Source organism: Natrinema zhouii (genome assembly GCF_013456555.2).
Classification (GTDB): Archaea; Halobacteriota; Halobacteria; order Halobacteriales; family Natrialbaceae; genus Natrinema; species Natrinema zhouii.
The window spans coordinates 522,053-543,260 of the sequence record NZ_CP059154.1 but is presented as its reverse complement, the minus strand read 5'-3'; the positions used below and the strand labels follow the sequence as shown (position 1 = coordinate 543,260).

19 protein-coding genes are annotated in these 21,208 nt (G+C 63.4%); 10 read left to right on the top strand and 9 right to left on the bottom strand.

All coding sequences use genetic code 11. The annotated features are described in order from the left end of the window. Nucleotides 1-2,088, top strand: coding sequence for an outer membrane protein assembly factor BamB family protein (locus tag HYG81_RS21395; RefSeq protein ID WP_180841715.1), 2,088 nt, complete (start codon nt 1-3; stop codon nt 2,086-2,088). Nucleotides 2,089-2,181: 93 nt separating this feature from the next. Here HYG81_RS21395 and HYG81_RS21390 read toward each other — a convergent pair whose 3' ends face one another. From HYG81_RS21390 to HYG81_RS21375, 4 genes are all read right to left on the bottom strand, one after another. Then, nucleotides 2,182-4,395 (bottom strand): PQQ-dependent sugar dehydrogenase, encoded by a 2,214-nt coding sequence (locus HYG81_RS21390; protein WP_180841714.1) that lies wholly within the window; start codon nt 4,393-4,395, stop codon nt 2,182-2,184. Between the two features lie 308 nt (nt 4,396-4,703). Further along, on the bottom strand, nt 4,704-5,783 hold the full coding sequence (locus HYG81_RS21385) for a sodium:calcium antiporter (protein ID WP_180841713.1): 1,080 nt from the start codon (nt 5,781-5,783) through the stop codon (nt 4,704-4,706). Between the two features lie 177 nt (nt 5,784-5,960). Continuing rightward, nucleotides 5,961-7,121: a sodium:calcium antiporter gene (locus HYG81_RS21380; RefSeq protein WP_180842951.1), complete on the bottom strand. Its 1,161-nt coding sequence runs from the start codon at nt 7,119-7,121 to the stop codon at nt 5,961-5,963. 321 nt (nt 7,122-7,442) lie between these two features. Next, nucleotides 7,443-7,745: an ArsR/SmtB family transcription factor gene (locus HYG81_RS21375; protein ID WP_180841712.1), complete on the bottom strand. Its 303-nt coding sequence runs from the start codon at nt 7,743-7,745 to the stop codon at nt 7,443-7,445. A gap of 141 nt (nt 7,746-7,886) precedes the next feature. Here HYG81_RS21375 and HYG81_RS21370 point away from each other — a divergent pair, with 141 nt between their 5' ends. From HYG81_RS21370 to HYG81_RS21355, 4 genes are all read left to right on the top strand, one after another. Then, on the top strand, nt 7,887-8,189 hold the full coding sequence (locus HYG81_RS21370) for an amphi-Trp domain-containing protein (RefSeq protein WP_180841711.1): 303 nt from the start codon (nt 7,887-7,889) through the stop codon (nt 8,187-8,189). A 368-nt stretch (nt 8,190-8,557) separates the two neighbouring features. Continuing rightward, nucleotides 8,558-9,691 (top strand): SMP-30/gluconolactonase/LRE family protein, encoded by a 1,134-nt coding sequence (locus HYG81_RS21365; RefSeq protein WP_180841710.1) that lies wholly within the window; start codon nt 8,558-8,560, stop codon nt 9,689-9,691. 337 nt (nt 9,692-10,028) lie between these two features. Then, complete coding sequence (locus HYG81_RS21360) at nt 10,029-10,283, top strand: HalOD1 output domain-containing protein (RefSeq protein ID WP_180842950.1); 255 nt, start codon at nt 10,029-10,031, stop codon at nt 10,281-10,283. 80 nt (nt 10,284-10,363) lie between these two features. Continuing rightward, the gene (locus HYG81_RS21355) at nt 10,364-11,143 is read left to right on the top strand and encodes an MOSC domain-containing protein (protein ID WP_180841709.1); all 780 of its coding nucleotides are present in this window, start codon (nt 10,364-10,366) and stop codon (nt 11,141-11,143) included. Nucleotides 11,144-11,161: 18 nt separating this feature from the next. Here HYG81_RS21355 and HYG81_RS21350 read toward each other — a convergent pair whose 3' ends face one another. Further along, nucleotides 11,162-11,491, bottom strand: a complete 330-nt coding sequence (locus HYG81_RS21350; protein ID WP_180841708.1) for a hypothetical protein — start codon at nt 11,489-11,491, stop codon at nt 11,162-11,164. 199 nt (nt 11,492-11,690) lie between these two features. Here HYG81_RS21350 and HYG81_RS21345 point away from each other — a divergent pair, with 199 nt between their 5' ends. Continuing rightward, a complete protein-coding gene (locus HYG81_RS21345) occupies nt 11,691-11,918 on the top strand; it encodes a DUF5795 family protein (RefSeq protein ID WP_180841707.1) in 228 nt (75 codons plus the stop codon). Nucleotides 11,919-11,939: 21 nt separating this feature from the next. Here HYG81_RS21345 and HYG81_RS21340 read toward each other — a convergent pair whose 3' ends face one another. Together HYG81_RS21340 and HYG81_RS21335 are read right to left on the bottom strand one after the other, a co-directional pair. Continuing rightward, the gene (locus tag HYG81_RS21340; protein WP_180841706.1) at nt 11,940-12,392 is read right to left on the bottom strand and encodes a response regulator; all 453 of its coding nucleotides are present in this window, start codon (nt 12,390-12,392) and stop codon (nt 11,940-11,942) included. Between the two features lie 152 nt (nt 12,393-12,544). After that, entirely contained in the window at nt 12,545-14,077 is a 1,533-nt protein-coding gene (locus HYG81_RS21335) for a DUF790 family protein (protein ID WP_180841705.1), read from the bottom strand. A 636-nt stretch (nt 14,078-14,713) separates the two neighbouring features. Here HYG81_RS21335 and HYG81_RS21330 point away from each other — a divergent pair. Further along, complete coding sequence (locus HYG81_RS21330; RefSeq protein WP_180841704.1) at nt 14,714-15,289, top strand: diadenylate cyclase; 576 nt, start codon at nt 14,714-14,716, stop codon at nt 15,287-15,289. Between the two features lie 140 nt (nt 15,290-15,429). Here HYG81_RS21330 and HYG81_RS21325 read toward each other — a convergent pair whose 3' ends face one another. Beyond that, nucleotides 15,430-16,365: a diacylglycerol/lipid kinase family protein gene (locus HYG81_RS21325; protein ID WP_180841703.1), complete on the bottom strand. Its 936-nt coding sequence runs from the start codon at nt 16,363-16,365 to the stop codon at nt 15,430-15,432. Between the two features lie 343 nt (nt 16,366-16,708). Between HYG81_RS21325 and HYG81_RS21320 the strand changes: the two genes are divergently transcribed. Together HYG81_RS21320 and HYG81_RS21315 are read left to right on the top strand one after the other, a co-directional pair. Continuing rightward, a complete protein-coding gene (locus tag HYG81_RS21320; RefSeq protein ID WP_180841702.1) occupies nt 16,709-17,986 on the top strand; it encodes a cation:proton antiporter domain-containing protein in 1,278 nt (425 codons plus the stop codon). Between the two features lie 343 nt (nt 17,987-18,329). After that, entirely contained in the window at nt 18,330-19,751 is a 1,422-nt protein-coding gene (locus HYG81_RS21315) for an aryl-sulfate sulfotransferase (RefSeq protein ID WP_226376010.1), read from the top strand. 248 nt (nt 19,752-19,999) lie between these two features. Here the strand turns inward: HYG81_RS21315 and HYG81_RS21310 are convergent, their stop codons facing one another. After that, a complete protein-coding gene (locus HYG81_RS21310; protein ID WP_180841701.1) occupies nt 20,000-20,524 on the bottom strand; it encodes a DedA family protein in 525 nt (174 codons plus the stop codon). A 121-nt stretch (nt 20,525-20,645) separates the two neighbouring features. On the opposite strand from HYG81_RS21310, the gene HYG81_RS21305 reads away from it, so the two are divergent. After that, nucleotides 20,646-21,161: a metal-dependent hydrolase gene (locus HYG81_RS21305; protein ID WP_180841700.1), complete on the top strand. Its 516-nt coding sequence runs from the start codon at nt 20,646-20,648 to the stop codon at nt 21,159-21,161. Nucleotides 21,162-21,208: the final 47 nt, after the last annotated feature.

Below are 21,208 nucleotides of genomic sequence, written 5' to 3'. Positions count from 1 at the left end.
ATGACGTACGAATCTCACCTCATCGACCTGCCAGAGGACGCACCGTGGAGTGAAAAACCGGGCGAATCAGTAATCGAACAGGGCAATATCGACCAGATACCCGAAGTGGACGTTACCGAGGAGGACCTCGCCCAGACGGGCGAGGAGCCGACCAACTGGCTCATCATGGGCGGCTCCTACGAGGCCCAGCGCCACACGACGGCCGACGTGATTACGCCGGAGAACGTCGATCAACTCGAGGCCGAGTATCGACTCGAGGTCGCGGACGATCCCAACGATTTCCAGGGCTCGCCGATCGTCGTGGACGGCGATCCGCCGATCATGTACACGACGGTCGGGCCGGACATGCTGTACGCGATCAACGCGCGAACGGGCGAACTCCTGTGGACGCACTTCTACGAACCCGTCGTCGGTGCGTCCGACGAGACGCCGCCCGCCGAACGAGGCCCTGCCGTGCTCGGTGACACGATCTACAAGAGCACGCTCGATCTGGGCGTCATCGCGATCGACCGCTACACCGGCGAAGAGCGGTGGTACTACAACGGCGCGGCCGCCTATCGCGGCGAAGTCGCTGACGACGTTATGCACGAAGAGCTCCGATGGGAGCGGTCGCGGGGCACAACGTCGTCGTTCCCACCGCTGATCTACGACGGGATGCTCATGAAGGGCAGTTTCGGCGGCGAGTTCGGGGTCAGCGGCTTCTTCGACGCGATCGATCTCGAGGGGAATCCGCAGTGGCGCGTCAACATGACGCCGGAACACGAGTGGGTCGGTGACTCCTGGCAGCACGGCGGCGCGACCGCCTGGGCGTCCGGTGCGATCGAGCCGGAAAACGGATCGGTCGTTATCCCGTCGGCCAACCCCGGCCCGTGGTACGGAACCGTCCGGCCCGGATACAACCCCTACTCCTGTGGCAAAGTCGCCGTCAACGCCTCTGACGGCGAGTACCAGTGGCACCACCAGGACTCGCCTCACGACTGGTGGGACTACGACTCGCCGAGTCCGCCGGTCGTCTTCGAGGCGGACGTCGACGGCGAGACGCAGAAATTCGCGACGTGGCCCGGCAAGACGGGCTGGGTGTACACGGTAAACATGGAGACCGGGCAACTCCATCAGCGCAGCGACGAGTACGTCCAGCACCTCAATACGTTCAATCTGCCGCCGTACGACGACCTCGAGAGCGCGCCCTGGATCATGCCGGACCTCATCGGTGGGACCAATCCACAGCCCAGCGCGTACGATCCCGAGACGCAGACGTTAGTCGTCAAAGGGACCAACTACCCGATCAAGTTCTCCTGGTTCGAGGTGGAGTACGAGCCCGGAACGACCTATATCGGGATGGACACCGTGCGAAAGACGGAGCCGGTCGATGCGGAGGAGGGCGAACAGCGAGAGGGCGACGAGACGCCCGAAGACGAAGAAACGGCGGACGCGGACGAGGCGGAAGTCGGCGAGCAACGAGAGGGCGACGAGACGCCCGGGAACGAGACGGACGCCGCTGGCAACGAGACGGAGGCAATCGGAAACGAGACCGAAGCTATCGGAAACGAGACGGATACCCTCGGCAACGAAACGGATACCGTCGGTAACGAGACGGAGGACGGCGGGGACAAATTACACGAGGAGGAACAGGAGCGAAATGAAACCGACGAAGAGGAGGGGGACGACGGAGCGGAAGAAGAGGAAGAGGAGGAGGAAGAAGACGAAGAGACCCAACAGTTCGCAGACGAGGAAGTGCCAGAGTGGAACCAGATGGCCGGCGTCATCGCTGGAATCGATCCGCTATCCGGCGACGTGAAGTGGCAGAACTGGTTCAGCTGGCGAGCCGGACCGCCGTGGGGCGGCTCGCTGACGACCGCGACGGGTGTAACCTTCGCCGGCGGCCCGACCGGACAGCTCCACGCCTTCGATACCGAGACGGGCGAATACTTGGCCGCTCACGAGGTCGGCGATCACGGCGTCGACGGCGCGCCCATGAGCTGGTACGACCCGAACGAAGGGAAACAGTACGTTGCGATTCCCGGCGGTGGCGGGAATCAGGTCGAGGAGGAGGGCAACACGATCGCCGTCTTCTCGCTCGAGGAATAGCGCGTTCGAACGCTCGGTCTCTATTTTTCGCGTCGAAAAGAGGAGCGCCGCGGCCGTCACACTACGACAGGTGTGCGACCGTCCGGTCGCCGTTCAGTCCGCCGTTTCGTTGTCGTCGTCCGCCTCGGTTTCGTTGTCACCGTTCGCCTCGGCTTCTTCCTCGGTTTCCGGTTCCCGTTCGACTTCTGGACTGTCTTCTTCGGTCGCGTCGGCGTCGGTGTCGCCCTCGTCGTCTGTCTCGTCCGCGGGAACGATCCGGTGGACCGCGCCGTCGCCCTCTACCGTCGACGTGCTGGTGGTGAGGACGTACAGTTCGCCGTCGGCGCCTTGACCGAAGCCGTAGACGAATCCGGTCGGCCGACCGTTTTCCGCAGCACTCCCCTGGACTTGCAGGCGCTCGATGGGCCACAGTCCCTCCTGGGTAGTGCCCGGAGCGGCTTCGTCCGATTCGGTCTCGTTCCCGCCGCGTTCCTGCTCTTCCTCGTGTAACTCGTCGCCACCGTTGGCGGCCGTCTCGTTATCAGCGATGTCCGTTTCGTTACCAGAGGTTTCCGTCTCGTTGCCACCGTTCCCGTCATCGCCGTCGTCGGTCGGCGGGTCGAGGAACATATCCTCGAGGTCGTCTCCGTCGCCGTCGTCGGGCCAGCCCTCCGGCGGGCGAGCGAGGAACAGGGTTCCCGGGCCCTCGCCGTCCTGGCTCCAGTCGCCGAAGATGTACGTGCCCTCGAGGTCGTCGATTTCGCCGCCCTCGTAGAGGTAGCCGCCGGTGATGGAGACGCCGACCGGCTCGCCGGTACTCGCAGTCTCCTCACCATCGTCCGCTTCGTCACTCTCAGCACCATCGTCCGCCTCGTCACTCTCGGCACCATCGGACTCGAGGATCCCGAGATCGTGGGGGTACTCGATTACTGGATCGAGTAACTCTTCGCCGCCTCTGACGTCGTCGGGCGTGCTATCCGGGCAGTCCTCGGGCGGTTCCGTCGGGTTCTCCGTGCTGAAGCAGTGGGCTCCCTCCTTGACGTTCCAGCTGTAATTACCACCCTGCTGGACGTGGTTGACGCTCTCGAAGAGTTCCTGTCCGACGTCGGCCATCAGGAACTCGCCGTCGCCGGTGAACGACATCCCGCCCCACGGGTTTCGCATTCCCCACGCATAGTACTCGCCGTGGTGCCCCTCCGCGTCGACCAGCGGATTGTCGTCCGGGATGCCGTACGCACGTTCGTCCGATTCGACATCGACGTCGAGCCGCAAGATTGCACCGAGGAGGTTCTCTTCGGTGTCCTGGCCGTTCCCGCCGTCGTTTTCGTCGTACCAGTCCTCGACGTGGCCCTCGTCCGTGTCGTTCGCACCGCCGCCGTCGCCAGTGGGCACGTAGAGGTAGCCGTCAGGACCGAAGGCGATCGGGCCGGAATTGTGGTTGAACTGCGGCTCCGGGATTTCGAGGATCGTCCGCTCCGAATCGGGATCGGCCGTCGAGTGATCGTCGTCCGCCGTCTGAAACTCCGAGAGAACGAACGTGTGATCGTACTCTTCCGGTGTTCCCTCTCGCGGTGGTGAGCTATACCGGACGAAGAATCGCCCGTTCTCCTGAAAATCGGGGTGGAACGCGAGCCCGAGGAGTCCGCGCTCGTCGAAATCCTGAAATTCGACGAGCTGGTCAGACACGTCGAGGAAGGGCTCTTCTTGCAGTCCGTCTTCGCCGTGGACGTAGATGTACCCCGTCTGGTCGACGATGAAGCGGCGGTCGGCCTCTTCGTCGGCTACCTGGAGGGTGACCGGCGCTGTCAGGTCGTCGGTGACCGTCTCGAGGCCGACCGTCGGCCCCTCGCCGATGAGTGGGGCGGATTCGTCGGTCTCCTCCCCGTCAGTCGCGTCGTCTGCGAATTCAATCGCGCCGCGCATCGACTGGGGATGCGGGCCGCAGTAGTACTCCGACATTCCCTCTTCGGCGGTGAACTCGACCGTCTGGGTCTCGCCCGTGTCCGAGAGGACGTCCGTCGCGACGTAGTTCTCTTCCTCGTCCTCGCCCTCGATGATGAAGTTGTGTCCGGCACCGTCCTGATTCTCCCAGGTGAGTGTATACTCCTCGCCCGCGACCAACTGGAGCGTCGGGTTTCGTTCGTCCGTGATCGCATCCGGCGAGATGCCGACCCACCCACTTGTCCGCCCGCCGAGTTCGATCTCACCGGTGATGGCATCATCCTGGGCCGTCGCCGGCAGCGCAACGCCTGCGACGGAGAGTGCTGCGGTCGATCGGAGGATTCGTCGCCTCGATGTCGCCGTTTTGGAGTCGTCGTTCCGTGTCATAGTAGTCCAGTACGCGGGCGGATTCGTCGAGATCCGACCCAGCGTACTGGATAGCGTGGTGTCGATATCTCGCAATAAACTGGCTCGATCGTTCCCCGCTCAAGGGAGACTTGTTTGATAGCCGAGCGGACAATATTCAGTTAGTCTGTCCTAAGACCGTTTTTCCGGGCAGAGTAGCGGTCGACTCACCTCGAGTCCCGTGCTCGATCTATCTCGAACTCATCTCGAATCCATCGGCCAATTTCCCTCGAGTCAGCGAAACCGAGTTCCATCCGCGAACCGACTCGGGACGAGACTACCGTCGGTGGCTACAGGTAGTTTGCGACCCAGTAGACGAGGTAGAGCCCGATCAGGACGACACCGCCGACTCGGGTGACGCGGCCTCGCGTGAGCATGACCGTCACGACGAGCACGCAGGCGGCGAGAAACGGCCAGTGGACCGTCAGGACGTCCCCGCCCGTACTGATCGGATGGAGCAACGCGATAATTCCCACGTTGGCCGTCATGTAGAAGACCGTGCTCCCGACGACGTTCCCGATGGCGAGTTCCGGTCGATTCCGCCGAACCGGTTCGACGGTAAGGGCCAGTTCCTCGATCGACGCGATGAAACTCAGTACCGTGGCACCGAACGCGAGCCCCGAGATACCGAAGGCGACGAAGATCCCTTCGGCGCTGACCACCGTGATTCCGGACCCGACCGTCATTCCGACTACGGCGAGGACGGCGATGCCGAGATTGAAGAGCCCGCTCCGGTGTTCGAACGACGGGACGAACTCGTCGAGATCGAGGTCGAGATCTAGATCCCCCTCACGGTCCCGTCGTCCACCCAGTTCATCGCCGCCGTCCGGTGTTTCTGCACTCTCACCTTCACCCGGTTCGGCCTCGAGGTCGATCACTTCCTGTAGTTCCGCCGAGAGCAGATACGTCGTTTCGGAGCGGCGTTCGTGCCAGAAGATGTAGGCGAGCAGCGGGACGAACAGACCGAGGAGGGCCGCGCCCTCGAGCGGATCGATCGTCCCGCCGATCGACAGCGCGAACGCGGGGACGGGAACGAGAACGAGCATCGCGAGATACGCCCTGGGAACGTCCATTCGAAACGGCACGAGGATACCCGCGAGTCCGACGGCGACGGCGAGGACGAACAGTGACTCCCCGAACACCGTCCCGAGCGCGAGCCCGGGAAGTTCCACGAACGCCGCGGTGATGCCGAGGACGGCGTTCTCGAGGTCGACGCCGGCCAGCACGACCGCGAGAAAGAAGCCGGAAACGCCGAGCGAGACGGCGCTCTGGGCGACGGCCTCGATGAAGATCTCGACGCACCAGATCACCAGCACGACGCCTACGAGAAATAGGCCGACGAGAGCCACCGGTGAACTCGGAACGACCATGTCCGTGAACCTACACCACGGTCGTACTTAATTATCGACTTCGGTCACGACGAAACGCGACGGACCGGCTGGAGTCGGTCTCCGTGCGGGGAAACCGCCAGCCCAATGCCCTCGGTGCCCCGACCGTCGTGGCCGTCACAGCGCTGCCAGCGGTCAGTTCCGCGAACTCACCGCGGATCAGCCACTGATCGGAACGCCACCGAAGACGACGATGGCGATCAGCCAGTAGGCGACGTAGAACCCGCCGAGGAGGAAGCCGTGCCACCGTTTCAACTCCCCTTCGTAGAGGAAGTACGCGGCGAGGGCGGTCACGACGACCACCGTCGGGAGATGGAACGTGAGCACGGACCGGGAGATCTCGAGGTCGCTGAGGAGCATGATGACGCCGACGTTTCCGGTCACCGAGAAGAGGACGCTCCCGATGACGTTTCCAACGCCGATCTCGGGGACGCCGCGTCTGACCGGCTCGATCGTGAGCATGACGTCCTCGAACGTGAGGATCACCGTCAGGATGGTCGCCCCGAAGACGGTCTCCTCGAGGCCGAATCCGTCGATAACGACCTCTGATCCGGCCTCGAGCAACATCGACGCGAACACGATGCCGATCAGTGCGAGGACGGAGAGGGAGAGCCAGATCCACCCGGATGCGGAGCGCCCGCCGACGAGTCGATCCTCGGAAATTTCCGAGAACTCCGTCGGCAACGCGACGCCGCCGTCGGCCTGTATCTCTTCGCCGAGTTCGGTGTTCCGGAAGACCGGCGTGTCGCGCTGATACTCTCGAGCGATGATGTAGCCGAACATGAGGACGAACGCGCCGAGGAGCAGGAGTCCGTGGACGAACGTCAGCGTTCCGAGGAGCACGAACGGAATCAACAGTAGCGGTGCCAGTGCAAAGAGGGCGATATAATCGGACGGGAGATCGACCGGGAACGGCCTGATGATCGCGGCGAGCGCGAGCGTCACGCCGATAATCGCCAGTCCGGTCCCGAGCGCCGTCCCGAGGGCGGCACCCTCGAGGTCACCGGCCGACAGAACGAGCGCGAGGATCGTGTCGTCGAACTCGAATCCGGTGAAGAGTATCGCGAGCGCGAACAGCGAAATCTTCAATTTCAGCGCCGCTCGAGTGAGATAACTGATCAGCTTTTCGACGCAGACCGTCAACAAGAGGCCACCGGCGACGAGGACGAGCACCGCACCCAACAGCCCTTGCGCTCCGACGAATCCCTCGATCGCTCCCTCAAGGCCGCCCTCTTCTTCTGCCGCTTCATCGTCCTCATCTGCACTTCCGTCGTCGCCCTGTGCGAGCACCGGCGCGACCGGGATTGCGACGAGCGTCATCAATACCAGAAGAACGGCGATACTCCGTCGGATCGATCGACGAGATGGAAGGGGTATCGCACCGAGCGCGTCCATCCCACGGACGGGCCTCGGCTGCCGCGACGCGGTGGCGTTCTCGACGAGGACCTCGAGCATGTGGAATCTGCATGCGAACCAGTGCCATATAGCTAACAGGCCGGGGAAGACAGTTCATGGGAACTCCCTCCACGAAATTCGTTGGAAATCTCTACACGGGTCTGTTTGACGTCTACACCACTGTCCGACCTGCGCACAAACACGAGGAGGCTACTGTCCGACTCGCGCACGGACACGCGGGGAACCTCACGACGACTCCGTTTCCGACTCACTCTCGTCGTCGAGTGGGTCGGCCTGCAGGACGAACGCGCGCTCCGGCGGCGGGGCGATGCGCAACTCGATGCGCCGAGCGAGTTCGTAGTACTTTCTGTTCCCTCGCCTGTAGTGTTCGACCAGTCCGGCTTCCTCGAGCGTCGAGAGGTGGTGAACGGCAGTTTTCCCGTCCATTCCGATCTCCTCTGCGAGTTCCGAGACGTACATCGGTTCTCGCGAGAGTTCCCTGAGAATCGTCAACCGCGTTCCGTTCCCCAGGGCATCGATCAGTGTCACACGCGTCTTTGGACACCTGAATCAAGAAGGGTTTCGCCGATTCTCACGACGCTTGCAGTCGAGGCGGTCGAATATGCTGTCGATCAGACTTATCGATACGCGTGACGCAGTTTTATCGGCGTCCTCGTGGGACGACAACACATGAGTGATCGCGTCAACTTTCCCGACGACCGAACCAGCGACCGGCGGACGATCACGAGCGGCTTCTTCGAACAGGAGGTCTACCTCTCCCGCGAGGAGACGGCGGCCTTCCTCCACGACCTCGCTGATCAACTCGAGGCCGGAACGTCGTTTACCATCTCCGCGTCGGAGTGGGAGATTCCCTTCGACTACAGCGACCCCGTCGAGGTCGAGATCGAGTTCTCCGAACAACGAGAGCGGGAACTCGAGATCGAACTCGAGTTCACGGAGCCGTCGGGGGGTGACGAGCTGTCAGTTCGGTAAGTGAGTGTCCGGGAGCGGTCGGTCCGGCGAGCGAGTGTCGGTAGCAGTCGGTTCGGCAAACAGGGGGCCGATGGCAGTCGATTCGGTCGAGCGGTGCCGGTAGCGATCGGTTCGGAAGGTGGATACCGACAGCGGCCGGTTCAGTGGAGGGGTACTGCCATCTGCCGACTCGAGAGACAGTCAGGAGACGTATGTACGACGTTGCCGTCGGCGCGGACCGATCTAACTCCCGCTCGGCCGACATAATGAGTCGTGGACCAGACAAACGAGATTTTTCGCCGGTGTAACTCGCAATAACCGGTCGATTTGTCGGGAAACGGTGTGAGCTATTTACACGATATCGGCTGGTCGGTCCCGCCGTCGCAGCCATGACTACTGACAACACAGCTGAGACGACGACCGGTACCGGTTCTCGAGCGCGCGCATCCCGACGATCAATTCTGGGGAGCATCGCCGCGGCGGGCGCGCTCGTGAGTCTCCCGACCGGTGTGGTCGGACGGCAAGACGATGCGGCGGGCGACCTCGAGACAGTGGCCGAGTTCGAGCCACCCGCCCTGCCGGAAAATCTCACGATCGACGAGCAGGGGACCGCTTACCTGAGCATGGGGCCGTCGGGTGAGATCCGCGCCGTCGATTCCGAGGGGAATCAGTCGTCGGTTGCAACGATCGAGACCGGTGAACAGGGACTGCTGCTCGGAAGTACCGTTCTCGACGGCGTCCTCTACGCCGCGAACGGATCGGGCGAGCCGGAGACGCACGGCATCTGGCGCGTCGATCTGGACGCCGGCGAGCCCGAACGAATCGCGTCGCTATCACCCGACGAGGCGATGCCGAACGGGGTCATCACCGACCCGACGACCTCGGACGCACTGCTCGTCTCGGATCACCTCGGTGGCGCAATCTGGCGCGTGACGACCGATGGTGAGGCCGAGCCGTGGGTTTCGGATCCGTTGCTCGAGCCGGATATGGAAGCCGAGACGCCGGTCGGTGCGGACGGGCTGGCCGTCCATCCGGACGGCGACGTCTACGTCGACAATCTCAATGCGGGATCGGTCATGCGAGTCCCGATCGCCGACGACGGGAGTGCCGGACAGGTAGAGCAGGTCGTCCAGGACGAGGGCCTGATCGGTGCGGACGGCATGACGATCGACGAGGAGGGAGCCGTGTACGTCGCGGTGAACGCGGCAAACGAGGTCGTTCGCATCACGGACGATCAGGAGATCGAGACGGTCGTTGGCGGCGACCCCCTCGATTTCCCCGCGGGCGTCCACTTCGGCACCACCGAGGAAACCATGACGTCACTGTACATCGCGAACTTCGCCTATGGGACCTTCCTCGAGGACGAGACGGCCGCCGAACCGAGTCTCGCGAGAATCGACGTCGGAACGGCCGGCTACGTCCCGGAGACCGCTGCCGAAACGACAGGGGCGACCGACGAGCATGATGGTGCTGACGACGGACGTAGCGAAAACGAGACGAACGAGACGACCGGCAACGAGTAACGACGAGAACGCGTGCAGTATCCAGTCGAGCAGCGTTCGTCACCAGCGACTGAGAGGCGATCGACACCCAGCGATATTCCAATAATCGCTTTCACCAGCGATTTTTCGATGGCATGACGACGACTACTTGAGCGCGAAGCCCCTCGAACGTGTTTTTCTTGGTCAGGGTTTTCTGGCCGGAACACTCTTTCCAGGTCTGAGAACGGACGCGGCAATCATCGTGGTAGTCCTCGTGCCAAACTCACGTGTTCAGTAGACGATTTGTAGCGAATGGAAATTACGATAAGCCATGAGAGTTTCGAAAGGTATTAATGGAGAGATGTAGCGGTAGATGCCAATGAAACAAACCCTCGCGGTCGACACCGCTGAGGTGCACGAGCGGATCGTCACCGGAGTCGCGGCACTCGAAGGAACCGATCCGATGGAGTTACCGCCGCTGTTCGACGCGGTCGATCCCGATGCACTCGCGGCGATCTTTGCAGCCACTGAGTCCGGTGAACGCCGATCGGGCTCCGTCGGATTTCCGTACGCCGATCATCAGGTGCGAGTGGAATTCGACGAGATCGGAGACCCCGTCGTGACGATCGATTGAGCCGGGAGACGGTGTTCGGTATCGACGAGCCCGTGGTTCGGTCGCTACTGTAATGGTACATCGGCCGGTAGGGATCGCCAATGGCACGACTCGAGCGACTCAGGGTGTATCCGGTGAAGGGGCTCGACGGCGTCGACCTCGAGACGGCCGACATCCTCGAGGGCGGGACCGTCGCCCACGACCGGGAGTTCGCGCTGTTCGACGGGGACGGCGACGTGTTCAACGGAAAACGGACCGATCGAATCCACGACCTCGACGCCGATTTCGATCTCGAGGCGAGGGAGGTCGCGCTCGAGACGCCCGACGGGGAGCGCCAGCGATTCGACCTCGAGACCGACCGTGAGGCCGCCGCGGACTGGTTGAGCGAGTTCTTCGGTATCGAACTCTCACTCAAGCGGGATCGATCGCTGGGGTTCGTGGACCGACGCGAGATGGGGCCGTCGGTGATCAGCACGGCGACGCTTCGGACCGTCGCCGACTGGTTCGACAGAATGACCGTCGAGGGCGCGCGGCGACGGCTCCGAGCGAACGTCGAGATCGACGGCGTGGAGCCGTTCTGGGAGGACCGATTCGTCGGCGCGGACGCGCCGGCGTTCGAGGTCGGCGGCGTTCGGTTCGACGGAGTGACGCCGTGTGGCCGATGCGTCGTCCCGGAGCGTGATCCCAACACTGGCGAGCCGACCCCGGCGTTTCGAGAACAGTTCGTTCGACGCCGCGAGGAAACGTTCCCCGACTGGGCGGACGCGGACGCGTTCGACCACTACTATTCGCTGATGATCATCGCGCGCGTCCCCGAATCCGATCGCGGCAAGCCCCTCCACGTGAACGATCCGATCGAAATCGTCGACGGCGACCAATAGACGGTATCGTCGACCGACTCAGTGATCGATTCCGGGCCGCTGGAACGTCGTTTCCGCCTCCGTTCGTTCGCCGTTCGATTCCGCCAGTGCCGTCTCGAGTTCCGGTGCGGACAGTACCTCGTTTCGGTCGGGCCCCTCCGGCCGCCGGAAGTAATACGTCTCCGCACAGCCGGCGACTAACTCCGAAAGCGGTCGGTCTTCATCGTGAACGATCGAGACGAGGTCTCCCGTCACTCCGATCAGTACGGCGTCGTCCGGTTTGTACAGGGCGTCCCGGAGTTCGCAGACGGTACAGTCGGCCGGTAGCTCGAGGGTGACATTGTCGACGGTCGCCCATCGCGTCTCCATACCCGATCGTTCGAGCAAGAGCATCTATACGGTTGTGCCCGCAGACACATGCCGATCGTGCGGACGACGCCCCTGCGAAGCCCGCCGGGGCTGATAGCTCGGGGAGTGGTTCGAAAACGGGATCGACCTGACGACCAGACCGCGTCGATCGGCGACCGCGTCAGGAAACGCTTAGGGTGTCCCGTCCGAAATTCCGAGTGTGAGCGAGAATCGCGTCGTTCAAGGGCGAATGGTGACGGCCAAAAAACTCGCCGAGATCGTCGAGGGCGACTCCGTCATGGAGGTCGACTCCATCGGGGAGGCCGACGAGGAGTGTCCAGCGTGTGGCGGCTCCGTCCTGACGGTGACGTACATGCCGTCGGTGACCGAACTCGTCACCGGCCGGAAGTGCCAGGACTGTGACTGGAGCGAGACGGATCGGGACTGATCGGGACGAACCCGCCTCGACTCACGAGGGAACGGGTGGCAGCGTCGCTTCGTCGATCCAGAACGCTTCGACCGCACGACCGAGTTCGGCGAATTCGGCCGGATCGCTCGGCTTGGTGAGATAGGCGTTCGCGCACAGTTCGTAACTCCTGACGATGTCCTCGGTCGCTTCCGAACTCGTGAGTACGATGATCGGAAGCGACGTGAACGCTGTCTCGTCCTTGATCGCCTCGAGCACCTCGAATCCGCTCGTTCTCGGGAGATTCAGATCGAGTAACATGAGATCGACGTCGGCACCGTCCGCGGACAGCACCTGCTCCCGCAGGAACTCGAGGGCAGCGGTGCCGTCCGCAACCGTATGAAAGACCGTCTCAAACCCCGCCGTTTTGAACGCCTCCTCTATGAGGCGAACATCGCCGGGATTGTCCTCGACGAGTAAGATGGAAACAGGTTCGGGAGATGATTGATGGGACACTACGTATCTCTCGAAACGGGGGATGGGGGCTTAAGGCTGATCACAAAGCACGTTGGATCCATATCACCGGTGACGGAAGATCGGCCGCCGTTGCCGGGTAACTCTGCCGTTCTCGATTACGGCCGGTAACGTCCGTTATCCGGTAACGTCCGTTATCGTTCGACGAGCGTCCCTCCGGCCAGTCCCTCCCACTCAACGCGATAGCCGAGCCGCGAGAGGATCGCACTCGAGTCGGAGAGATCGGACTCCTCGAGGATCGCTTCGGCGTCCGCGAGCGCCATCCCCGGCTCGACCTCGTCGGCTACCGACTCGAGGACGGCGGGTCGAACCAGCGTCCGGCCGACCCGTTCGTGGTCGGGGAAGGCCTTGTCCGCGAGCGCGTCCGCGCTCACTCCGTGGCGATCCGCCAGTTCGTCCACCGTGACGGCGTCGTCCGCCGGCTGCAGCGCGTTGGGGAGACTGGCCGCGCTCTCGGCGACCAGCTGGCGTTCGTACTCCCGGAGGACGTCGGCGACGTCTTTGACCCGCACCGTCCCGGAGTAGGGGATCGCCCGATGGTCGCGGGCGGCGATCTCCTCGCCGACACCGAGCGATTCGTCGACGGCGACCAGCATGTCCACGTCCTCGAGACCCGCCAGCTGCGAGAGCTTTTTCCGGACGTATTCCGGCGTCCAGAATCCCATGATCTCGAAATAGAGCCGAAAGTCTCCGTGTTCGTACTCGAACGCGAAGTCGGGAATCATCACCCGCGTTCCCGTGGCAAGCGGCTCCGGTTCGCGGACGAGGTCCCACTCCAGATCCAGAGCTGTAAAGCGAGCGGCGAAATCGGCCTCGACGCCGCTGTCGAAGGACACGTCCGCGATCGGCTCCGCGTCGGGCACCCGGACGGGGTCCTCGTGCGAAAGCTCGAGGGTTCGCTCGGTTCCGCGGTCGTCGATCGTCGCCTCGAGGCGCCACCGGTCGGCCTTCGCGACCGTTCGCAGGAGCCGCGCAAAGCGCGTCCCGTAGCGCCTGGTTGCACGAAAGAGGTGGGTCGGCCCCGTCACGATAACTTCGCGTTCGGAGAGCCCCGCATCGTCGTCCGCGGAGTCGCCGTCGGTCCGGTGAATCTCGTACATCAGCCGCAACCGCTTGATCGCCGAGATCAACGCCTTCGGATCGCTCGAGCGCACCCGCACCTCGGTCGCGTCGAATAGAGAAGTCATTGCCAGCGAGAGGTTGTACTGGGCGAGCAGTCCGTCCGGATCCCACCGGGGCTCGACCGCGGTCAGGACCTGCCGTTCCTCGAGATCGGCGTACAACGCGGTGTCGAGGCCGTCCGCCGACACGTCAATCGATTCGCTCGCGCGGATGAGCGCCATCGTGCGCTCGTCCTCGGTGACGACACCGACCGCTTCGGCCGCCTCGAACGCGGCTTTACGCGCCCGTTCGGGCTCGATTTCGGCGTCCGTCTCGAACGACGTCTCCCGCTCGAGCAGCGCTGCGAGTCCCCGCGCGAGTTTGAAGTCCTCGGCGCCGCGCTCCAGTTCGGCCAGGGCGGTCTCGAGTTCCGCACGGGGGTCGCCGACGTGGCCCTGATACGTGCCGATGACGCGGGCCGCGAGCGGGCGGTGTTCGCGGCCGGCGAACTGGGGGTGATACCCACCGCCGGCCCGCGAGACGCGAAGCAGGTCCTTCGTCAGCATCTACCTCGAGTCGGTGTGGTAGCGTCAAAAGTCACCCGGACGAGTCAATTGGTGGCTGAGTCTAGGGGACGATTGGGTCTGTGCCGGTTTATCTCGCAAGCACCGATTGATGGGATATCGGCGGCCAATTCGCGTGACCGTTTAGCGGTTGCCGGTGACGGCTCGGCAGTTCAATGGCGGTGTGAAAGCGTTCCTCTTCTGTGAACATTCGTGACGGTGACGGGGGAGCGGTCTACTCATGCTGGCGGCACGGAATCGCCACACCCTCTCCAACCGATTTCTCCTCACGGGTGCGAAGCACCCGTTCGGATGGTTCGCGGGACCGTCGGTCCCGCGCTAACGCTCACTTCGTCTGCTCACGGGCGCTTTGCGCCCGTTCGAATGGTATGCGGGACCTCCGGTCCCGCACTATTCGCTCATCCCTCGCACGGTGTCGTCGCCGCCCTCGCTAGCGCTCGGTCGGTCGACAGCGTGCGCCATCGCACCGGTTGATCAGTTCGAAGTGATGTATTGAACCCCCGTCTCGAGCGAGACGAGAGCAGGGTCTCTATCTGCATTCGCGATCGAACGCTGTCTCGGTCGGAAGCGACCCCGTTCAGGCAGCGAAATTACCACCGTCGGTCCCGAACGGTTCGTATGGTCGATTCGGACCTCCGGATCGCGTACGAGACCCACGACGGCGTTCGGGAACTGATCGACTGTCTCGTTCACTCGCTCGAGGGGATCAGTCTCGACTTCGACCGGTGGGACGAACAGTACGTCAAGGGTCCGGGGATGTACGTCGCCGTCGTCACCGGTCCCTCGGTCGCAGACTTCGCGGATCCGATGGGGCACAACACGTGGCCGACGGACCGCTGTCGCGACGTCTGTCTCGATCTGGAATCGTTCTTCGAGACGGCGCGAGAGGTGGCGATGACTCGAGACGGCGCGGTCGTCGTGAGCGTCGACGGCGTCGTCCAGGAACAGATGGTTCGGTTCCGGGACCTCACGCCCGGCGACCTCGAGGCCGCAGACGAACCGGCCGCGGAGTACGAAGACTGGATGGGGGCGCGTCACATGAGCGCGCTGGACACCTCCCAACGGCAGAACGTGATTTCGACGGTGACGCTCAGCGAGGAAACCGGCCGCGTGACGCGCTTCAAAGGCGGGTCGTTCGACACCGCCAAGCGAACCGAACTCGGCGGACAGTGGAATCTCCAGACCTATTCCTGACCGGTAAACGAACGCGCTCCTCCCTACTCACTCGCTTCGCTCGTTCCTTGAGGAGGGGGACTCCGCGCTACCGCTCCAGTTGAATCGGCGACGACGGGCCCGTGTTCGCGTTCCGTTCTGAAACAGAGTTCGGACCCGGCTCACGTTCGCGAACCGTACTCCTCCCCCACGCAAACGCGGAGCGCTCGCGGCCGAACGCCGATCTCGACCGTCTCGTACTCCCGGCGTTCCCCGTCGAGACTGAACCGAACCGGCTCGTCTTTCAGCGCGACGACCTCGAGTTGGGACGCTTCGATCGTCGTCACGTGGGGCGTCTCGCGACTGAGGAATCGTCGTTCGACGGCCTCGGTGATCACGTCCGTCGGCGGCACTCGATCGACGATCGTCACCTCGAGACGACCGTTCCGGGCGTTTGACGGTTCGTTTTCGCCGGTGAAACGCCGAAGGGTCCCGATCCCCAGACACAGCGCCTCGCCCTGCCAGGCGTACTCCCCGTCGCCTGCGACGGCGTCGACCGCCACCTCGAGTCCGTCGAACTCCCGTGCCGTCCGCAGGCCTTCGATGACGAACGCGAGCGTGCCGACCCGCTCTTTGAGACCGCCGGAGGCGGCCGTACTCGCCGCTGCGGGGAGCCCCGCAATAGCCGACAGCACGAACGGCTCGCCGTCGGCCATTCCCAGGTCGATTCGCTTCGTCTCGCCTCGGTCCGCGGCCGCGAACCCGTCTCGCAGGTGCTCGATTCCAAGCGCCGACGCGGCGATGTTCGCCGTTCCCGCCGGGATGATACAGAGCGCCACGTCCTCGAGCGCGTCGGCCGCGACGAGTCCCTGAACGGCCTCGTGGACGGTTCCATCGCCGCCGCAGACCGCGAGGAGGTCGACGCCATCGGCGGCGGTCCGCGCCGCGAGGTCGATCGCGTGCCCGGCGCGTTCGGTCTCGACGATTCGAAACCCGTGGGTAGCGGCGAGTCGACTGACTCGCTCGACGTGATCTCCGTCCCCGCTCGTCGGGTTGAGAATGAGGCGACGCGTGTCCTCGGTCGTCCCGTCGGTCGAACCCGCGTCTCCACTGGTCATGACGGAATCGGACGGGATGAGCGCTCAAGTGCTCTGGCCCGGATGCGGCCGGGAGATTGTGCCTCGTTGCGGTCACTCTTCCGCACCTACGACAGTACGCTCATGCGTCCACCGCCGATGATGGTATTTGCGAACATTACTCTCATCGGCCGGTGGACGGTCTCTTCGGCGGTTCGCGTCAGTGCGTGTGTTGATCCGGCGGACGGTACTACTGTCACGACCGTGCGGCGGCTGGCGCGACGCTCGCAGGCCGAACCTCTATGCCATTTCTCAGCAAACGGCCGTTACACGCGCCCGTTTTTCGGGAGATTCGGATTCTGGACCAACGTTCGGAAGCGATACTATGCAAGAGCTCAATATCGCGCTCGTCACAATCGGTGGCCTGACGGTGGCATTGAGTCTCGTTGCGGGATTGATGCGAAATAAGGTATACTTTCTCTCGGAGCCAATGGCGTCGGTAATTCTCGGGATCGTGATCGGCCCTCTCGGTCTGGGACTGTTCCGTCTCTCACACTGGGCTGATCCGTTCACGATCATGGAACAGTTCGCCCGTCTCACCGTCGGCCTGGCCGTCATGGCCGCCGCGCTCCGTCTCCCCCAACGGTACCTCCGGACACACATCGGCTCGATGGTGGCGGTCCTCGTTCCCGGAATGATCGGCATGTGGCTCGTCAGCGGCGGACTCGTCTATCTCTTTCTGGGCGTCCCGCTCTGGATCGCGCTGCTCATCGGGGCGATTATCACCCCCACGGACCCGGTCCTCGCCGGAACGATCGTCACGGGCACTACCGCAGAGCAGTACATTCCGGCGTCGATCCGGGACCTCCTCACCGCCGAGTCGGGGGCCAACGACGGGCTCGCGTACCCGCTCGTTTTCCTTCCGATTCTGGTACTCCAGCATCCGCCCCAGCGGGCGATCACCGACTGGCTGGTCTCGACACTCCTCTGGGAGGTCGGCGCCGCCGTGCTCGTCGGCGCGGCGATCGGTGCGGCCGCCGGCTGGATCGAACGCGAGTCCCGCGAACACGAGTTCCTCGAGGAGACGTCACTGCTGAGCGTCACCGTCGCGCTCACCTTCGCCGTACTAGGCGGCGTCAAGTTACTGGGCAGTGACGGCATCCTCGCGGCCTTCGTCGCCGGACTGCTGTTCAATCAGTTTGCTGACGCTACCGACGAATCCGACGACCAGAAGGTCCAGGAGACGGTGCTCCGCCTGTTCACGTTCCCGATCTTCGTCTTCTTCGGTATCGCGCTGCCGATCGACCAATGGATTTCGCTCGGTTGGGCCGGCGTGGCCCTCGCGGCCGGCGTCTTGCTCCTTCGGCGCCTGCCGATAGTGGTGATCTTCCGGCAGGCAGTTCGACCGATCGACGGGACTCGCGACTCGCTGTTCGCGGGCTGGTTCGGCCCGATCGGGATCGCGGCGCTGTTCTACGCGACGGTCGCCCACCGAATACTGGGCAACGAGATCATCTGGGGGGCGACCAGTCTCGTCATCGCGAGTTCGATACTCGTCCACGGGATCACGGCCACGCCGTTCACGAAGCTGTATGGCCATCTGATCGATAACCCACAGTCGTCGGACGAGAGCGATCAATCGTCGGCATTCTCGGAGGGGTGAGCGAGCGAGCAGAGTACGGCCCTCTCGATCGTTCTCCCTTTCCTGTGAATGGGAGAGACAAATGCGGACTCGAGCCGAGCGGGCGTCCGTACTAATCGGTCAATCCGACCGGACGGAACCTCGAGATGATCCTGACCAAGTTTTCGCGCTGTTCGTGTTGTCGGCAGGGCGTCGTTCCGAAACGTCGTTCTCGAGAGATCTGCACCCGGTTATTCCGGAGATGTACAGCTAACCGGTCTATACCCCCGGTTAAATCGTTCACAAAAGACACTAATATCTCGCTTAGAAAATAAAATCCAATGGGCTTCCAGCAGGCGTTTCGATACTCGCGGGTGACCGAACCGTGACTGATCGATCACTGGCGTCGCACGTGAGCAGTCGATCGGTGCTTTCTCGGTTCCGTTCGGAGCTCTCTCGGAATCGGCTCCGAGTACTGCTCCTGGTAATTATCCTCCTCTCGGCGGCCGCCGTGGCCAGCGCGTCGACGAACGGTCTCTCGACCGCGTCCGAGGAAGACGTTCCGGAGGCCCCGGCGACGGAGAACCACACGGTCGTGACGGAATCGGGACGTGCAGGGACGATCACCGCCTACGCGCCCGACGGCGAAGTCATGTACTACAATAACACGCGGACGAAGTACTTCGACGTCGATCCCGTTGAGGGCGATCCGTTGACCGTCGAGTACGCCGCGACAGACACGATCCACAGCGAGGGACCGACGTGTAGCGACCCGCCGTGCGCCCTGAACGTCATCGAGCGGGCCGACCTCGAGACCGGCGAGGTCGAAGTGATCTACAAGCGATACGACTACAAGGAGACCGCGGGCGAGTGGCACGACTCGACGCGACTCAACGAAACGCATATCGCGATCGCCGATATCGTCGCCGATCAGGTGTTCGTCGTGAACACCGAGACGGAAGTCGTCGAGTGGCTCTGGGACGCCCAGAGCGACTTCCCCGTCGAGGAGGGCGGACCGTACCCCGAGGACTGGGCCCACATTAATGACGTCGAATTCATCGAAGAGGGGGAACACGAAGGGCGGATCGTGGCCAGTCTCCGAAACCAGGATCAAGTCGTCTTCCTCGATCCCGGGGAAGGGCTGGTCGAGGACTGGACGCTCGGGGAAGAGGACGATTATGATATCCAGTACGAACAGCACAACCCCGATTACATTCCCGAGTCGCAGGGCGGACCCGCGATCGTCGTCGCCGACTCCGAGAACGGCCGCGTTCAGGAGTTCCAGCGCGAGGACGGCGAGTGGAACCGCACCTGGCAGTGGGCGGACGACCGGATCCAGTGGCCCCGCGACGCCGACCGACTCCCCAACGGGAACACGCTGATCGCCGACAGCCACGGTAACCGCGTCATGGAAGTCAACGAGTCGGGCGATATCGTCTGGCAGGTCGAGTCGACGCTGCCCTACGAGGCCGAGCGCCTCGAGACCGGGCCCGAGAGCGAGGGCGGCGAAAGCGCGGCCGAACTCGGCCTCGAATCGCGGACAGACGACGACGGCGGTGGCGGTGACGACAGCGTCTTCGGGTTCAACCCGCTCGGGTGGGCCGGCGACCTCCTCGAGTCGATTCTTCCACACCGGGTCTACAACGGGCTCCTCTTCGCGACGCCGGTCTGGATGGGCGCCACCGAGTTCGCCGCCGTCGCGATCGCGCTGCTGACCGGCCTGACGTGGATCGGACTGGAGACCAGATGGAAACTCCGGGACGTTGGCGTCCGGTTCCGACTCCCTGTCTACCGACAGGGCGACTGATTCGGTCGATCGAACGGGACAGGCCGAATTCCAGATTTCACTGAATCGACCGGAAAGGGAGCGGCATTGCTGCGATCAGGTTCCAACACTGCATCCACGAGCGACTACCGGTAGCGAGCGGACGTTCTAGTATATGTCCCGCCTAGAGTGGTCTCGGTTTTCCCTCGCACGGGATTGGCGTGAACGGTCCGAATCGGATTCATGGCCGGCTCGGACTTGCGCTTGAGCGGAATCGAAACTGTCCGGGATTACAACGCCAGTAGGTAGCCGCCGAACAGGTAGAGCGCGGCGAGAATCAACTGGAAAGACAGCGATCCGAGCGTCGATAGGACGAGGAACGTCCGGCCGTCCATCTCGGAGAGACCGGCGGGGACGGTGAGCAGTCCCCGGACAACCAGCATCGTATTACTTGCGGCGACGGCGATACCACCCCAACGGTCGAACCAGCCGTCGAACCGCTCGAGTCGCGACTCAGTCAGCGGGAACCAGCGCTTCTGGATGACGTACTCGCGCCCGGCCCGGCGGACGAGACAGAAGAGCAGGAATTGACCGATCGTCGTACCGACAACTGCGACGGCGACGATAGCGATTGCCTTCGGAATCGACGACCCGATCAGCGCCAGCGCGGCCGGAACGACCAGTTCGCTGGGCATAAACCGTAGCATCATCGCGCCCTCGAGGATACAGATTCCGAGCAACACCGCGAACGCGAGTTCCGACGTGAACAGCGACTCGAGCCAGGTCGGTATTCCCTCGAGTTGTAGCGGCCCCATCGGCCGGGAATATTCCGTCCCGAATGTAAGCAGTGTTGGTTTTCAACCGGTTCGAGTCTCGTCGCCATAGCGTGTGATCGAATCACAAGCTATGTGGGGTCGCCGTCCGAACGTTTTCCCCATGGAGGCGGAACGGGCCCTGTTTCTCGTCGGCGCGTTCGCCACCCACGCCGTCGTGGGCTACGCGCTCGTTCGCGGGTTCACCGACGCCGACCCGCGACTGGGGATCGCCCTCGGACTCTTCCCTGACGTCGATTTCTGGTTTCCCGCAGCGTGGGGCTGGCCGTTCGTACACCGCGGGCTCACACACACGCCGCTTTTCGCGGCCGCAATCGTGTTCGGTGCGTACGTGGTCCGTCGGAACCGAAGCGACGCGCTCGCCGCCGGGCTGGCGATCGGTTCACATCTCGCAATCGATTCGCTCTCGCCGATGGGGATCAAATGGCTGTTCCCACTCGGGACGACTACGGGCCTCGGAGTTCCCGTTCACGGAATGGTAGCAACGCTACTGTGGTGGACGGCCTCGATCGGAGTCCTCCTCTGGCGGACGGACGAACTACCGTCGAACCGCCACCGATCGTCCGATAGCGGCGCCGCAAGCGGGCACGACGAGAAGCTGTCTCGACGATCCGACTAGCCACTCGGGACGGACGTCGCGAATGGTGGATACCTGACTGTTCGTAC

Excerpts from the sequence above, each read along its gene's own strand:
- HYG81_RS21395 (WP_180841715.1), top strand. The coding sequence starts at position 1 with ATGACGTACGAATCTCACCTCATCGACCTGCCAGAGGACGCACCGTGG.
- HYG81_RS21390 (WP_180841714.1), bottom strand. The coding sequence starts at position 4,395 with ATGACACGGAACGACGACTCCAAAACGGCGACATCGAGGCGACGAATC.
- HYG81_RS21385 (WP_180841713.1), bottom strand. The coding sequence starts at position 5,783 with ATGGTCGTTCCGAGTTCACCGGTGGCTCTCGTCGGCCTATTTCTCGTA.
- HYG81_RS21380 (WP_180842951.1), bottom strand. The coding sequence starts at position 7,121 with ATGACGCTCGTCGCAATCCCGGTCGCGCCGGTGCTCGCACAGGGCGAC.
- HYG81_RS21370 (WP_180841711.1), top strand. The coding sequence starts at position 7,887 with ATGAGTGATCGCGTCAACTTTCCCGACGACCGAACCAGCGACCGGCGG.
- HYG81_RS21365 (WP_180841710.1), top strand. The coding sequence starts at position 8,558 with ATGACTACTGACAACACAGCTGAGACGACGACCGGTACCGGTTCTCGA.
- HYG81_RS21360 (WP_180842950.1), top strand. The coding sequence starts at position 10,029 with ATGAAACAAACCCTCGCGGTCGACACCGCTGAGGTGCACGAGCGGATC.
- HYG81_RS21355 (WP_180841709.1), top strand. The coding sequence starts at position 10,364 with ATGGCACGACTCGAGCGACTCAGGGTGTATCCGGTGAAGGGGCTCGAC.
- HYG81_RS21350 (WP_180841708.1), bottom strand. The coding sequence starts at position 11,491 with ATGGAGACGCGATGGGCGACCGTCGACAATGTCACCCTCGAGCTACCG.
- HYG81_RS21335 (WP_180841705.1), bottom strand. The coding sequence starts at position 14,077 with ATGCTGACGAAGGACCTGCTTCGCGTCTCGCGGGCCGGCGGTGGGTAT.
- HYG81_RS21330 (WP_180841704.1), top strand. The coding sequence starts at position 14,714 with ATGGTCGATTCGGACCTCCGGATCGCGTACGAGACCCACGACGGCGTT.
- HYG81_RS21325 (WP_180841703.1), bottom strand. The coding sequence starts at position 16,365 with ATGACCAGTGGAGACGCGGGTTCGACCGACGGGACGACCGAGGACACG.
- HYG81_RS21320 (WP_180841702.1), top strand. The coding sequence starts at position 16,709 with ATGCAAGAGCTCAATATCGCGCTCGTCACAATCGGTGGCCTGACGGTG.
- HYG81_RS21310 (WP_180841701.1), bottom strand. The coding sequence starts at position 20,524 with ATGGGGCCGCTACAACTCGAGGGAATACCGACCTGGCTCGAGTCGCTG.
- HYG81_RS21305 (WP_180841700.1), top strand. The coding sequence starts at position 20,646 with ATGGAGGCGGAACGGGCCCTGTTTCTCGTCGGCGCGTTCGCCACCCAC.